The sequence below is a fragment of the Sandaracinobacter sp. T42 genome (assembly GCF_059115405.1).
The window spans coordinates 2,122,408-2,135,514 of record NZ_CM181101.1 but is presented as its reverse complement, the minus strand read 5'-3'; the positions used below and the strand labels follow the sequence as shown (position 1 = coordinate 2,135,514).

The following is a 13,107-nucleotide window of genomic DNA, read 5'->3' as shown; positions in this document are numbered from 1 at the left end:
ATGATGGACATCCCGATCGATCTGCCGGTGCCGCCGATCATCCCGGGCGACTGGAAGCGAATTTCCGGGGTTGATCGATTCAAGCTGGAACAGCGTTACATCGATTCGCTCCGCCTGTCGTTCATGCGGCAGTTCGGGCCAGAGGAATATGCACGGCAGGGCGGGATACGGGCCATGCCGCTTGCCTGCTATCCACGCCACCTGCTGTGCGAAATTGGTCTCATGATCCGGGGGCAGCCCCTGGCCGGCGCCTTCCTGTTCGGGGCGGAAGGCGTGATCCCGATCGATGGCACCTCGGCCCCCCTTCATGATTTGAACCAGCGGATCAATCTCGACATCGCCTCGGCGCAGGCCGCCCTTGCCTATACGGTCTTCTTCGGCAGCGCCGTCCATGGCGCAGAGGGGCGCTTCCATGTGCTGACATCGGCGGACGATCTCGCCCCGTACAACCATGGCGATGCAGCTCCGTTCCGGTCTCTGGTGAAGCCCCCCCTTGCCAGGGCGCAGGGCGAACACTGGCTCATCGAGGCAAGTGTCCGCTACGGGCGCACCCTGTTCAACACCAGGTTCCAGCTTCAGCGCAGCGGCCTTATCGAGATGATCGACGACGAACTGCTGACCGGTGAAACGGCCTGCGGGCCCGACCGGTTCGAATGGCTCGCCCGGGGCGCGCCTGTCTGCCCGCCTGCCGAAGGGGAAGGGTGACATGGCCGCAAAGGGCGATTTCAACCTTCAGACCGACCGTCCGCTGCGTCTGCCCGATCTGATCGACGCGCCGGGCCTGCTGGTGGGCTGGTCGCTGGAAGCAGAACCCGCAAGCCCGCCCTGGGGTTTCAGCTTCGGCTCGCCGCAGCAAACTCCCTCGACCGGCTTTCTGGATCCGATCCTGCTGTCGGGGGAAGGGCATCTGATCACCATTGCCCCCACGGGGCAGGGCAAGGGTCGCTGCTGCATCATTCCCGCCCTTCTTCGGCATGATGGCCCGGTGATCGTGATCGACCCGAAGGGTGAAAACTACGCCGTGACGGCCCGGCACCGCCGCGCGATGGGCCAGAAGGTCGTACTGCTCGACCCGTTCGGTGTCACGTCGGACCCTTCGGACAGCTTCAATCCACTCGACGTGATCGATGCCGGCAGCGTTGAATCCGTCGATATCGCCACCCGCTTCGCCAGCAGCCTTGCAGACTACAGCGGGCCGAATCCCGAAAACGCCTACTGGTATCAGCGCGCCACCTTCCTGCTGACCAGCCTGATGCTGCACGCCTGCGTCGATCCGGATCCCTCCATGCGGACATTCGGCAATATCCGCGCCCTACTGCGGGAGGTTGCCGGCGCCGCGCGCGACGACGAATTGCCGAAATCGGTCAGCCGTTGCATCGCGGAGATCGAGAATTCCGCCCATCCCACCGCGCGGGAGGCTGCCTCCCTGCTGAAAAGCGGCGCGCGCGAGGGGCTGGCTTCGATCCTGTCGATGACAGAAAACGGCATCGGCTTCCTGCGGGGGCCGCAGGTGGATGCGGCCGTCTCGCGCACCAGCTTCGATCTCGCCGCCGTCACGCGCGGCGATCCGCTTTCCATCTATCTGGTTGTGCCCCCGCACAACCTGGAAAGCCACGGTCGTCTGCTGCGCCTGTGGCTGACATCGCTGCTGTTCCTGATCACCCGCCGGCTGGGCCGTCCGAAGAAGTCCACGCTGTTCCTGCTGGATGAAGCTGCCCAGCTGGGCCCGCTGGCGGAATTGCGCCAGGCGGTCACCCTGCTGCGCGGCTATGGCGTGCAGACATGGAGCTTCTGGCAGGACGCAAGCCAGCTCCAGCGCCTCTACCCGGATGATTGGCCGACGATCGTGAACAACAGCGCCGTCATCCAGTGTTTCGGCGCCCAGAACCAGCTGGCGGCCGAAGGCATGGCCGAACTGGTCGCCCTGGATCCCGGTGCCCATCTTGTATCGGCGGAACACAGGCTTGGGTCGGGCATGATCCGCACCAGCGCGGACCGTATCCTGGCTCTGAACAACTACGAGATGGCGTTGCAGATCGGCGGCCGGCCGCCTGTGGTGGCGCGCAAGCCGGACTATCTGTCGGATCCGCCCTTCGCAGGCCAGTTCGATGAGAACCCCTTCCACGACCCCGAAAGGGACATCATGCCCCCACCTGCGGCGCGCATGAAACTGCATGTCGCGCCGGATATCGAACAGCCGCCGCCCGGCCCCGGTGAGGACGCCGGCGACTGGCCCGAACAGGTGGATCCGGCCGTCGTCGAACGCGGAATGGAAGACCCCTATCTTCTGGAACGCCTCCTCGAATTGTGGCGCTGACAGCGATGCGCCTGCCCCTGCGGCGCAGGCCGGCGCAAAGGCAGGGCGGCCAACAACTGGCCGGGGCCACAGGCTGGGCTTCGCCGATCCTGTTTCGCAATAGGGGCATTTGAAGAATTGGTCGGGGAGACAGGATTCGAACCTGCGACCCTCTGCTCCCAAAGCAGATGCGCTACCAGACTGCGCCACTCCCCGGGCTTTCGCCGGTTCTGGCGCTTAGCGGGTGGCGGCGCTTGCGGCAAGCCGAGCGGGCAGGATATCGATTTTACCTTGAACAGACGACATCTTGGGTTCAGCTATCTGAGCTTATAGGCAAAATCGAACCCATATCCTCAGAATGTGAGCCTGACCGATGAAACGCCTGCACATGATCCTGGCTGTTGCCGCCCTCGGGCTGCTTGGGGCCTGCGCCCAGCCGTTCGAGGCACGGGTGCAAAGCTTCCAGTCCATGCCGCCCGCCCAGGGGCAGAGCTTCGTCATCAAGCCGGCCTCCGCGGATCGCGAAGGCAGCCTGGAATTCGCAGCCTATGCGGGCCTGATCGCGACTGAACTGCAGAAACATGGTTTTCAGCAGGCGGCATCGCCCGAACAGGCTTATCTGACGGTCCTGGTTGATTTCGGCGCGGGTCCGGGCCGCGAACGGCTCGCCACCCGGCCGGGCACGCCTGCGCCGGCCTGGGGCTGGTACGGCCGTGGCTGGTATGGCCGCCATCCCGCATGGTGGGGCCCGTGGGGGGATCCGTTCTGGGATCAGCCCGAAGTCTACAGCTTCACCGTCTATCCGGCCTTCCTCGATGTCACCATCAAGCGCAGCGCCGACCAGACGGCCGTGTTCGAGGGCCGGGCGGAAACCACCACGCGCGTGAACGATCTGCCGTCCACCATGCCCAATCTGGTGACGGCCCTGTTCAAGGATTTCCCCGGCGCCTCCAGCCGCAGCGCGGTGGTCAGGGTGCCGCAGAACCGCTGACATCCCCTGTCCGGATCTGCTAGCATTCCGCCGGCCCGCAAGAGGATGGGCCGGGCAGGGGGCCTGATGAGCGATACGGCGCAGACGTTCCTGGTTGTCGTCGACGAAACAGACGAATGCGCCAAGGCCGTGCGTTATGCGGCGCTCAGGGCCGAGCATACCGGCGCAAGGCTGATGCTGCTGCACGTGCTGAAACCCAGCCAGTTCCTGCAATGGGGCGGCGTTCAGCAGGACATGGACAATGAAGCCGAGCAGGCCGGCCAGGCCGTTCTGGCCGCGACGGCGGCCGAGGTTGAGGAACTGACCGGCACGCGTCCGGCCGTCCGCCTGATGCGCGGCCGTCCGACAGACGCCGTGCTCGACGTGGTGACGACGGATCGCTCGATCCGCGCGCTGGTGCTGGCCGCCGCCGCGAAGGGCAAGCCCGGCCCGCTTGTCGACTTCTTCACCCGCGAACGCGCGGGCACGCTGCCCTGCATGGTGATGATCGTTCCAGGCGGGATCGAGGATGCGGATATCGACCGGCTGACCTAAACAAGAGCGATCCGGTCTTGATTGAAGGCGTCTTGCGCGCCATCTGCGGGGCAGCCAAGGAGTCTGCCATGCTGATCGAGACAGAGCGCACACCAAATCCCGCAACCCTGAAATTCCTGCCCGGCCGCGAGGTCCTGCCCGGCGCGGGCGTCGATTTCGCTTCGCCGGAAGAAGCCGAACGCTCCCCGCTGGCGCGCAACCTCTTTGCGCTGGGCGATGTGGAACGCGTGTATTTCGGCGCCGATTTCGTCAGCGTCACCAAGGCGCCCGGCAGCTCGGACTGGGAATTGCTGAAGCTGGATGTGCTGGGCGTGCTGGTCGATCATTTCGCCAGCGGCGCGCCCCTGCTCGACAGCGAAGCAGCCGAGGCGGAGACGTTCGACGATCCCGAGGACGCGGATATCGTGGCCCAGATTCGTGACCTTCTGGATACCCGCGTCCGGCCCGCGGTCGCCAACGACGGCGGCGACATCGTCTATCGCGGCTTCCAGAAGGGCGTTGTGTTCCTGCACATGCGCGGATCCTGCGCCGGTTGCCCGTCGTCCACCGCCACGCTGAAGGGCGGCATCGAGAATCTTCTTCGCCACTATGTTCCCGAAGTCACCGAGGTCAGGGCCGTCTGATGCATCAACCGCTTGCCGAATCCGCACTGGAACAATTGTTCACCGAAGCCCGGACCCAATATGACTGGGACGTTCAGCCGCTGCCTGAAACCCTGATCCGCCAGCTCTATGAACTGCTGAAGTTCGGCCCCACCGCCGCCAATTCCAGCCCGGCGCGATTCATCTTCTGCACCTCCGAAGAAGCGCGGGCGAAGCTTGCGGACTGCGCGACCGGCAACAATCCGGACAAGATCCGTCAGGCGCCGTTGACGGTCATCGTCGGCATGGATCTGGCGTTCCATCATCGCCTGCCGGATCTGTTTCCTCACACGGATGCGCGCAGCTGGTTCGAAGGGAAAGAGGCCCTGATCCGCGAATCGGCGTTCCGCAATTCCAGCCTTCAGGGCAGCTGGCTGATCATGGCCGCACGGGCGCTGGGGCTGGATACCGGCCCCATGTCGGGCTTCGACAAGGCCAGGGTCGACGCCGAATTCTGGGCCGGAACGGCGGTGGAAACCAACTTCATCTGCTCGATCGGGCGGGGCACCGGCAAGGCCGTGTTTCCGCGCCTGCCGCGCCTGTCGTTCGAGGACGCATGCCGGATCGCCTGACCGGCCGGACGCTCGTCGTCGCAACCGGGCACGACCTTTCCCTGGCCCTGCTGGAAGGCGCCAGCCTCCTGGCGCAATCGCATGTCGCCATGACAAGGGGTCATGCCGAAGCGCTCGTTCCCGCGATCGCCGCGCTTATGGCCCCGTTCGGCGGCCCCGCCTGCCGCTGCGACAATGTCGTGGTGGAAACAGGTCCCGGCAGCTTCACCGGTCTGCGCGTGGGCCTGGCTGCCGCAAGGGCGCTGGCGCTTGCCTGGGACGCCGGTCTTTCCGGGGTGCGTTCCACCCAGATGGTCGCGGCTGCGGCCCCGGCCGTCGGGCGGCTTCTGGTTGTGCTGGAAGCTCCGCGCGGACAGATCTGGGCGGAAGGCTTCGAAGGACCGCAACGCGTCTCTGTCCTGCCGCCCGTCGCGCTGACCGCGGCCGAGGCGGCCCATCTTGCGCGGGATTATGATGGTGTCTGCGGTACGGCGCGGGCACTGCTGTCGCCCGTATCCCTGCCAACACCGCCGCGTGCCGCCGCGATCGGGGGGCTTGAAACCGGGGCGTTCGGCTCGGCAGAGCTTCTCTATGTCCGTGCCGCCGATCCCGCCCCCGCCGCCTGAGGGTGCCGCGCTCCGCTGGAGCCAGGCCGGCGCAGCCGCCAGCGCGGCAGCGGCCAGGCTGGCGGCCGCAGCCTTCGACCCCCTGTTCCGTGAGGCCTGGACCGAATCGCAGATCGCAAATCTGCTGGAAGCAGGAAACGCCTGGCTCGATCTGGGCCATCTGAATGACGAACTGGTGGCTTTCGCACTGAACCGGCAGGCGCTCGACGAGGTGGAATTGCTGCTGTGCGCCGTTGCGCCTGGCTGGCGCGGGCACGGGATCGGCCGCAGGATGATTGATCAGGTTGCCGAATCCACCCGGAACAGGGGCGCCACAAGGCTGTTCCTTGAGGTGCGTGACGGCAACGAGGCGGCACTTGCCCTTTACCGTTCCACCGGGTTTCATATCGAAGGGCGCCGCCCCGGCTATTATCGCACCATCCTCGGCAACAGCATCGATGCAATAACGCTGGCGATGCCAATTCAATGCTGATGCGATTAATGTTAAAATTCGTTTCGGAACAGGCTTGATGTGATGTCGTCAAGCTGCGAATGATCGTTCGTCCGCTTAAGTAAGGATAAGGTCGCAGCTGTGGCGCAGATGTTCGTCTGGTTTGGAGTTTCCATCCAGGTGCGTCCGGCAGACGATGTGGCGTAAGCCCCGAAGACGAGATTCAAGGACAAAGTGATGACTGACACGATTGAGCACAACGACCTGTTGGCGCTGACGGCCGACATCGTTTCGAGCCATGTTGCCAACAACAGCGTTGCCGTGAACGATCTGCCGATGCTGATCCAGAATGTGTTCTCCACCCTTTCCGGCCTCGGTTCGCCCGCGCCCGCGCCGGAAGTGAAGCTTGAACCGGCGGTTCCTGTCCGTTCGTCGATCAAGCCGGACTATATCGTCTGCCTTGAAGACGGGAAGAAGCTGAAGATGCTCAAGCGTCACCTGATGACGGCCTATGGCATGACACCGGATGACTATCGCGCCAAGTGGGGCCTTCCGGCCGACTATCCGATGGTTGCCCCCAATTATGCTGAAGCACGCCGCCAACTGGCGAAGTCCATCGGTCTTGGCACCACCAAGAGCCGTTCTCGCAAGAAGTAATGTGGTTGCGGGCCCGGCCATTGCGCGCCGGGCCCGCGCCTTGCCCTTCGGTCGTTCAGCGCCTATTCCTTGAGCGGGGAGCAGCGACGCCCCCTTTGCTGGATGGATTGATGCCCGGGACGATCGATATCGAAGCGCTTTGCCACGCGAAGGGGCTGCGCATCACCGAGCAGCGTCGTGTTATTGCGCGCGTGCTTTCGGAAGCGCGGGACCACCCCGATGTCGAGGAATTGCATCGCCGTTCGGCGGCGATCGACAAGGGCATCTCGATCGCGACCGTCTATCGCACCGTTCGCCTGTTCGAAGAAGCCGGCATCCTGGAGCGCCATGATTTCCGCGACGGGCGTTCGCGCTACGAGCCGACGCCTGATGAACATCACGACCATCTGATCGACATCGAGACCGGTGATGTGATCGAGTTTCACGATGATGCGCTGGAGAAGCTTCAGGCCGAGATTGCGGCCCGGCTCGGCTATCGCCTCGTCGATCACCGGCTTGAACTCTACGGCGCGCCATTGAAGGGCGGGAAGGGCAAGGCCTGATCCCCCCATGGCGGAGGTGTCCCGTGCAGACTGGCCAGGCAGCCCTGAAACGGGCCGTCTGATTCCGCCGCCCTTCCAGAAGCTTGGTCATGTGAAGACGGTGGCCGGCACGCTGGCGGCGACCGGCACGCTGATCGGCCCTGCCCATTTCCACAAGCTGATGCGGCCGCGCCATGCGAAGGCCATTCCCATGCTGTGGCACAAGGCGGTCAGCCGTTCGTTCGGCGTGCGGACACGCCTGGTGGGCGCCCCGCGCGACGGGGGCGTGCTGTATGTCGCCAACCATCTGTCATGGCTGGATATTCCTGTTCTGGGCGCACACCTGAAGGGGTCGTTCGTCGCCAAGTCCGAAGTGGGCGCGATGGGCATTGTGGGCCATCTGGCCGACATTCAGGACACGATCTATGTGGAAAGGGATCGAAGGCATCGGGCAGGCGCGCAGGCCGGCAGCATCGTGCAGCGCCTGTCGGCCGGCGACAATGTGATCCTTTTCCCGGAAGGCACCAGCAATGATGGCGTTCATGTGCTGCCTTTCAAGACAACGCTTTTCTCGGCGGTGGAGGGGGAAGCGACACGGAATGTCCCGATCCAGCCCGTCACCATCGCCTACACACATCTGAACGGCCTTCCGCTGACCAGGCAGAGGCTGATGGATATCGCCTGGATCGGCGACATGGAACTGGCCCCGCATGCCTTCGGCCTGATGAAACTGGGCCGGATCGAGGCCCGGATCCTCTGCCATGATGTCGTTCATCCGCGGGATTTTTCGAACAGGAAGGACCTCGCGCGGCATTGCCACGACGTGGTATCCGACGGCTACCGCAGGCTGATGCGCGGCCAGGATTGAAGGACAGGATTTGACTCGAAGTTTCGCCATCAAGTCATTCGGATGCCAGATGAATGTCTATGACGCAGAGCGCATGAGCGAGGCTCTGCAGGCCGATGGCATGATCGAATCCGGCGCCGACTCAGACGATGCGGCCGACGTTCTGATCCTGAACACCTGCCACATCCGCGAAAAGGCGGCCGAGAAACTCTATCATGAGGTGGGCCGGATTTCGGCGCGGGCGCGCGAATCCGGGCGCAAGCCGGTGATCGCCGTGACGGGCTGCGTCGCGCAGGCGGAAGGGGCGGAGATCATCCGTCGCGCGGGCGCCGTGGATCTGGTGGTGGGGCCGCAGGCCTATCACCGGCTGCCGCAACTTCTGGCTGCGCAGGCGGCGGGCGCGGGCGCGCTTGTCGATCTCGACATGCCGACGCTCCCGAAATTCGATACCCTTCCGGCCCGCCGCCGGCGCGGCCCCTCCGCCTTCCTGACGGTGCAGGAAGGATGCGACAAATTCTGCGCCTTCTGCGTTGTGCCCTACACGCGCGGGGCCGAAGCCTCGCGCGGGCTGGATGCGATCCTGGAGGAAGCCCGGCAACTGGTGGAAGGCGGCGCGCGGGAAATCACCCTGCTGGGCCAGAATGTGAACGCCTGGGCCGACGGCAACAAGGGGTTCGGCCAGTTGATCGAGGCGATTGCGGCGCTGCCGGGCGTTGAACGCATCCGCTATACCACCAGCCACCCGCGCGACGTGACAGAGGCGATGATCCGGGCACATGCCGAGATTCCGCAATTGATGCCCTATCTGCACCTGCCCGTTCAGTCCGGCTCTGACAGGGTTCTGGCGGCGATGAACCGCAAGCACGACCGCGCCTTCTACTTCGGCCTGATCGACCGGTTCCGCGCGGCGCGGCCCGATCTGGCGATCACATCGGATTTCATCGTCGGCTTCCCCGGAGAGACGGAAGCGGATTTCGCCGATACGCTGAGCCTTGTGGCGCAGGTTGGCTATGCCCAGGCGTTCAGCTTCAAATATTCGCCCCGTCTGGGCACCCCGGCGGCAGAGCGGGATGACCAGATCGACGAGGATGTGAAGAGCGAGCGGCTGCACCGCCTTCAGGCGCTGCTTCAGGAACAGTCTTTGGCGTTCAACCGCCGGAGCGTGGGGCAGAACTGCGACATCCTGATCGAACGGCGCGGCCGCCAGCCGGGCCAGTGGATCGGCAAGTCACCCTGGCTGCAATCGGTGGTGGTGACGGATCCGGCCCTGTCGGTCGGGGATCTTGTGAGAGTGGAGCTGGTATCGGCCGGCCCGAACAGCCTGGAGGGACGTTTGCTGACCATGAAGACGGCTGCCTGATGGCAAAGCGCCAGGCCGATCCGGCCCAGAACCCCGACACGCCCGGCCGCGCGCGGCTGGAGCTGGAATTCGAACGCCCCGCGCTGCTGGGCAGCCTGTTCGGGCAGTTCGACCAGAATCTGATCACCATCGAGAACCGCTTGGGCGTCTATATCGCGGCGCGTGGAAACCGTGTCGCTGTCGAGGGTGAACCACTGGGCATCGCGCGCGCGCGGGATGTGCTGCAGGATCTTTACGCCCGGCTGGAGCGGGGCATGGGTGTGGATGGCGCGGACGTCGAGGCGGCGATCGCCATGACGGCAGACGCCACGACGGAAGGCGTCGATGTCGACACGGGCGGGCCGCCGGCCATGATCCGCACGCGGCGCAAGACGATCATGGCGCGCAACCCGGCGCAGGCGCAGTATATCCAGGCGCTGTCGAAGAACGACATGATCTTTGCCCTGGGGCCGGCGGGCACCGGCAAGACCTATCTGGCGGTTGCGCAGGCTGTCAGTCAGCTGGTGGCCGGATCGGTGGACAGGCTGATCCTGTCGCGCCCCGCGGTCGAGGCCGGGGAGCGGCTGGGCTTCCTGCCCGGCGACATGAAGGAAAAGGTCGATCCCTATCTCCGTCCGCTCTACGATGCCCTGTATGACATGCTGCCGTCGGAACAGGTGGAACGCCGGATCGCCAGCGGCGAGATCGAGATTGCGCCCATCGCCTTCATGCGCGGCCGCACGCTGGCCCATGCCTTCGTGATTCTGGATGAAGCGCAGAACACCACGCCGATGCAGATGAAGATGTTCCTCACCCGCTTCGGTGAAGGCAGCCGGATGGTGATCTGCGGCGATCCGAACCAGGTGGATCTTCCCGATTCCGGCAAGAGCGGCCTGGCGGATGCCGTGCAGCGGCTGGAAGGAATCCAGGGGCTGGCCGTGCAGCGCTTTTCCTCGAAGGATGTGGTGCGGCACCGGATCGTGGGGCAGATCGTGGATCGCTACGAGGGGCCGGACCGGGCTGGCCCCGATGCTTGACGTCGATTGCGACATCGTCGGCGGGGACTGGGACGAGGCCGGGGCATGGGATGATCTGGCTGAGGCGGCCGTCCGCGCCGCGCTGGAAGGGGCGGGGCAGGGGCGGCTCGTCGCCCTGCCGGATGCACTGGTTGAAGTGTCGGTGCGGCTGACGGATAATGCGGAAATGCAGCGGCTGAACCGGGATTATCGCGGCAAGGACAAGCCGACCAACGTTCTCAGCTTTCCGATGCACGCACCGGAACAGCTGGATCGCTGGCTGGAATCCGGCGAAACCGACCTTTTGCTTGGCGATCTCGCGCTGGGCCATGAAACGGTGCTGCGCGAAGCAGCCGAAAAGGGCGTGACACCGGCGGCGCACGTGACGCATCTTGTGGTGCATGGCACCCTGCATCTGCTGGGACATGACCATATGGACGACGCCTCTGCCGAGGCGATGGAGAGCCTGGAGACGAACATTCTCCGTGGGCTTGGAATAGCGGATCCCTATGCCGATGCCGGCTGGTCCGCAGTGGATGAGAGCTGATGAGCGACCCTTCCCCTAGAAGCGCGGGCGGCCTGTGGAGCGCCGTCCGCGAGCTTCTGCACCTGAAACCATCCGCCTCCTTGCGGGAATCGATCGAGGAAGCGATCGACGAGCATCTGGAGGAAAGCGCCGATCCGGGCGATCTGGATCAGGACGAACGCACGATGTTGCGGAACATGCTGCACCTGACGGAGCAGCAGGCCGGCGACATCGCCGTGCCCAGATCGGATATCATCGCGCTTTCAAGCGATTGCGATTTCAAGGCCATTGTCCGCCAGTTCCGGGAGGCTGGACACAGCCGTCTGCCGGTTTACGAAGGCAATCTGGATACGGTGCTGGGCATGCTGCACGTGAAGGACGTGTATGCCGTGATCGCCGACCGGTTCGGCCGCCGTCCCGGTGGTGAACTGCCGACACTTGGCGACCTGCTGCGCCCCGTGCTGTTCGTGCCGGCTGCCATGCCCGTGGTGGATCTGCTGACGGAGATGCGACGCAAGCGAACCCACATGGCCGTCGTGGTGGACGAATATGGCGGTACCGACGGCCTCGTCACAATCGAGGACATCGTCGAGGAGATCGTCGGTGAGATCGAGGACGAGCATGACGAGGAAGAGGCTGATCTGCTGCTGAAGCGCCCGGACGGCCTGTTCGAGGCCGACGCCCGGCTGGACCTGGATGATCTCGAGAAAGCCGTCGGAGACAGCTTCATCGACCATGACCTGGGCGATGAAGTGGATACGCTGGGCGGTCTTTCCTTCCTGATGGCAGGCAGGGTGCCCGACGTCGGCGAAAAACTCGTCCACGCCAACGGCTGGACGATCGAGATTGCCTCCAGCGACGGGCGCCGGGTGGAACGGCTGCTGCTGCATCCGCCCCAGCCCGCCGGCATCGAAGCGGCTGGAGCCTAGGGCTCCGCCGCCAGCAGCTTGTGCCGTTTCATGGCATGGCGCAGCTGGTCATAGCTGAGTCCGAGCAGCTGGGCCGCCTTTCGCTGGTTGTGCCGGCAGGCCGCCAGCGCCTGTTCCAGCATCTTCCGTTCGAAGGCCGCGACCGCGCCGCGGAAATCGGACGGCACCGCTTCGGCGGTTCCGGCGGATTCAGCGGCCGGATCCTGCATCGGGCCGGTCATCCGTTCGGGCGTGGCGGGCTGCGCAGGGCTGGCGAATGCGCCCTTTGGTCGCCAGGGGCTGTCGAACGGATCAAGATCCAGCGCGCCGATCGGGCGATCGGCTTCACCCCAGCGATAGCAGGCGCGTTCCACCACATTCTTCAGTTCCCGCACATTTCCTGGCCAGTCGTGTGATTCCAGATCCTCCATCACCCGCGGGCTGAAGCCTGGGAAGCCGCGCCAGCCAAGTTCGGAAGCCATGCGACGGCCGAAGAAATCCGCCAGCTGCCGGACATCGTCCAGCCTGGCCCGCAGCGGGGGCAGGGTGATCACCTCGAACGACAGTCGGTCCAGAAGGTCTGCGCGGAACTTGCCGGCTTCGGCGAGCCGGGGCAGATCCTCGTTCGTGGCCGCCACCACCCTGACATCGACCTGAATCGGTCGCGTGCTGCCAAGGCGGGTCAGCTCGCCATATTCCACCACGCGCAGCAGACGCTCCTGCCCGGCGGCGGTCAGCATGCCGATTTCGTCCAGGAACAGGGTGCCGCCATCGGCTTCCTCGAACCGGCCGGCCCGCGCCTTCACCGCGCCCGTGAAGGCACCCGCCTCATAGCCGAACAGTTCCGCATCGAGCAGGGTTTCGGGCAGGGCGGCGCAGTTCAGGCTGATCAGCGGCTCCTCCCAGCGCGGCGACAGGCGGTGCAGGCGCTCCGCGATCATTTCCTTGCCAGTGCCACGTTCGCCAACCACGAGCACCGGCCGGCTGAGCGCCGCGGCGGCGCTGGCGCGCTCCACGGCATCCAGAAAGGCTGAGGACTGACCGATGAGCTGGGTGGGTTTGTCTGGCATGGGCGCACCCTAACGCGATTGGCAAATAATTCCAACAGTTCGGAATTTGTCCGAAACATTGGTCGTGTTTGGTTTTCCCAAATTTTATCAAGTCACTGAAATAAAAGGAAATGATTGAAGCTCTGGAAGTTGGCACGCAACCTGCAAAGCATGA

At 64.7% G+C, this 13,107-nt stretch carries 16 protein-coding genes and 1 tRNA gene; 15 read left to right on the top strand and 2 right to left on the bottom strand.

The genetic code is table 11. The features are described from left to right. Together ACW9TV_RS10400 and ACW9TV_RS10395 are read left to right on the top strand one after the other, a co-directional pair. Nucleotides 1-705 carry a hypothetical protein gene (locus ACW9TV_RS10400; protein WP_494303409.1) on the top strand — a complete coding sequence of 235 codons (705 nt, stop codon included), beginning with the start codon at nt 1-3 and terminating at the stop codon, nt 703-705. Between the two features lies 1 nt (nt 706). Continuing rightward, entirely contained in the window at nt 707-2,317 is a 1,611-nt protein-coding gene (locus ACW9TV_RS10395) for a type IV secretory system conjugative DNA transfer family protein (RefSeq protein ID WP_494303408.1), read from the top strand. A gap of 118 nt (nt 2,318-2,435) precedes the next feature. Here ACW9TV_RS10395 and ACW9TV_RS10390 read toward each other — a convergent pair. Then, a tRNA-Pro gene (locus tag ACW9TV_RS10390) sits at nt 2,436-2,512 on the bottom strand. Between the two features lie 157 nt (nt 2,513-2,669). Between ACW9TV_RS10390 and ACW9TV_RS10385 the strand changes: the two genes are divergently transcribed. From ACW9TV_RS10385 to ACW9TV_RS10325, 13 genes are all read left to right on the top strand, one after another. Then, nucleotides 2,670-3,287, top strand: a complete 618-nt coding sequence (locus tag ACW9TV_RS10385) for a DUF4136 domain-containing protein (protein ID WP_494303407.1) — start codon at nt 2,670-2,672, stop codon at nt 3,285-3,287. Nucleotides 3,288-3,353: 66 nt separating this feature from the next. Beyond that, nucleotides 3,354-3,821 (top strand): universal stress protein, encoded by a 468-nt coding sequence (locus tag ACW9TV_RS10380; protein ID WP_494303406.1) that lies wholly within the window; start codon nt 3,354-3,356, stop codon nt 3,819-3,821. Nucleotides 3,822-3,889: 68 nt separating this feature from the next. Next, nucleotides 3,890-4,444 (top strand): NifU family protein, encoded by a 555-nt coding sequence (locus ACW9TV_RS10375; protein ID WP_494303405.1) that lies wholly within the window; start codon nt 3,890-3,892, stop codon nt 4,442-4,444. After that, complete coding sequence (locus ACW9TV_RS10370) at nt 4,444-5,034, top strand: malonic semialdehyde reductase (RefSeq protein WP_494303404.1); 591 nt, start codon at nt 4,444-4,446, stop codon at nt 5,032-5,034. Before ACW9TV_RS10375 ends, ACW9TV_RS10370 begins: the two co-directional genes overlap by 1 nt. Next, nucleotides 5,019-5,639, top strand: coding sequence for a tRNA (adenosine(37)-N6)-threonylcarbamoyltransferase complex dimerization subunit type 1 TsaB (gene tsaB, locus ACW9TV_RS10365; RefSeq protein ID WP_494303403.1), 621 nt, complete (start codon nt 5,019-5,021; stop codon nt 5,637-5,639). Before ACW9TV_RS10370 ends, tsaB begins: the two co-directional genes overlap by 16 nt. After that, nucleotides 5,605-6,111 (top strand): ribosomal protein S18-alanine N-acetyltransferase, encoded by a 507-nt coding sequence (gene rimI, locus ACW9TV_RS10360; RefSeq protein ID WP_494303402.1) that lies wholly within the window; start codon nt 5,605-5,607, stop codon nt 6,109-6,111. Before tsaB ends, rimI begins: the two co-directional genes overlap by 35 nt. 195 nt (nt 6,112-6,306) lie before the next feature. Next, entirely contained in the window at nt 6,307-6,726 is a 420-nt protein-coding gene (locus ACW9TV_RS10355) for a Ros/MucR family transcriptional regulator (RefSeq protein WP_494303401.1), read from the top strand. Between the two features lie 110 nt (nt 6,727-6,836). Further along, on the top strand, nt 6,837-7,268 hold the full coding sequence (locus ACW9TV_RS10350) for a Fur family transcriptional regulator (protein WP_494303400.1): 432 nt from the start codon (nt 6,837-6,839) through the stop codon (nt 7,266-7,268). 7 nt (nt 7,269-7,275) lie between these two features. Next, complete coding sequence (locus tag ACW9TV_RS10345; protein WP_494303399.1) at nt 7,276-8,115, top strand: lysophospholipid acyltransferase family protein; 840 nt, start codon at nt 7,276-7,278, stop codon at nt 8,113-8,115. Nucleotides 8,116-8,188: 73 nt separating this feature from the next. Further along, complete coding sequence (gene miaB / locus ACW9TV_RS10340) at nt 8,189-9,454, top strand: tRNA (N6-isopentenyl adenosine(37)-C2)-methylthiotransferase MiaB (RefSeq protein ID WP_494303398.1); 1,266 nt, start codon at nt 8,189-8,191, stop codon at nt 9,452-9,454. Next, complete coding sequence (locus ACW9TV_RS10335) at nt 9,454-10,470, top strand: PhoH family protein (protein ID WP_494303397.1); 1,017 nt, start codon at nt 9,454-9,456, stop codon at nt 10,468-10,470. The genes miaB and ACW9TV_RS10335 overlap by 1 nt, the downstream gene beginning before the upstream one ends. Then, on the top strand, nt 10,463-10,996 hold the full coding sequence (gene ybeY, locus ACW9TV_RS10330; RefSeq protein ID WP_494303396.1) for an rRNA maturation RNase YbeY: 534 nt from the start codon (nt 10,463-10,465) through the stop codon (nt 10,994-10,996). Before ACW9TV_RS10335 ends, ybeY begins: the two co-directional genes overlap by 8 nt. Beyond that, entirely contained in the window at nt 10,996-11,904 is a 909-nt protein-coding gene (locus tag ACW9TV_RS10325) for a hemolysin family protein (protein WP_494303395.1), read from the top strand. The genes ybeY and ACW9TV_RS10325 overlap by 1 nt, the downstream gene beginning before the upstream one ends. Here ACW9TV_RS10325 and pspF read toward each other — a convergent pair. Further along, nucleotides 11,901-12,953, bottom strand: coding sequence for a phage shock protein operon transcriptional activator (pspF, locus tag ACW9TV_RS10320; protein ID WP_494303394.1), 1,053 nt, complete (start codon nt 12,951-12,953; stop codon nt 11,901-11,903). The two genes, ACW9TV_RS10325 and pspF, sit on opposite strands and share 4 nt — an antisense overlap. Nucleotides 12,954-13,107 lie beyond the last annotated feature (154 nt).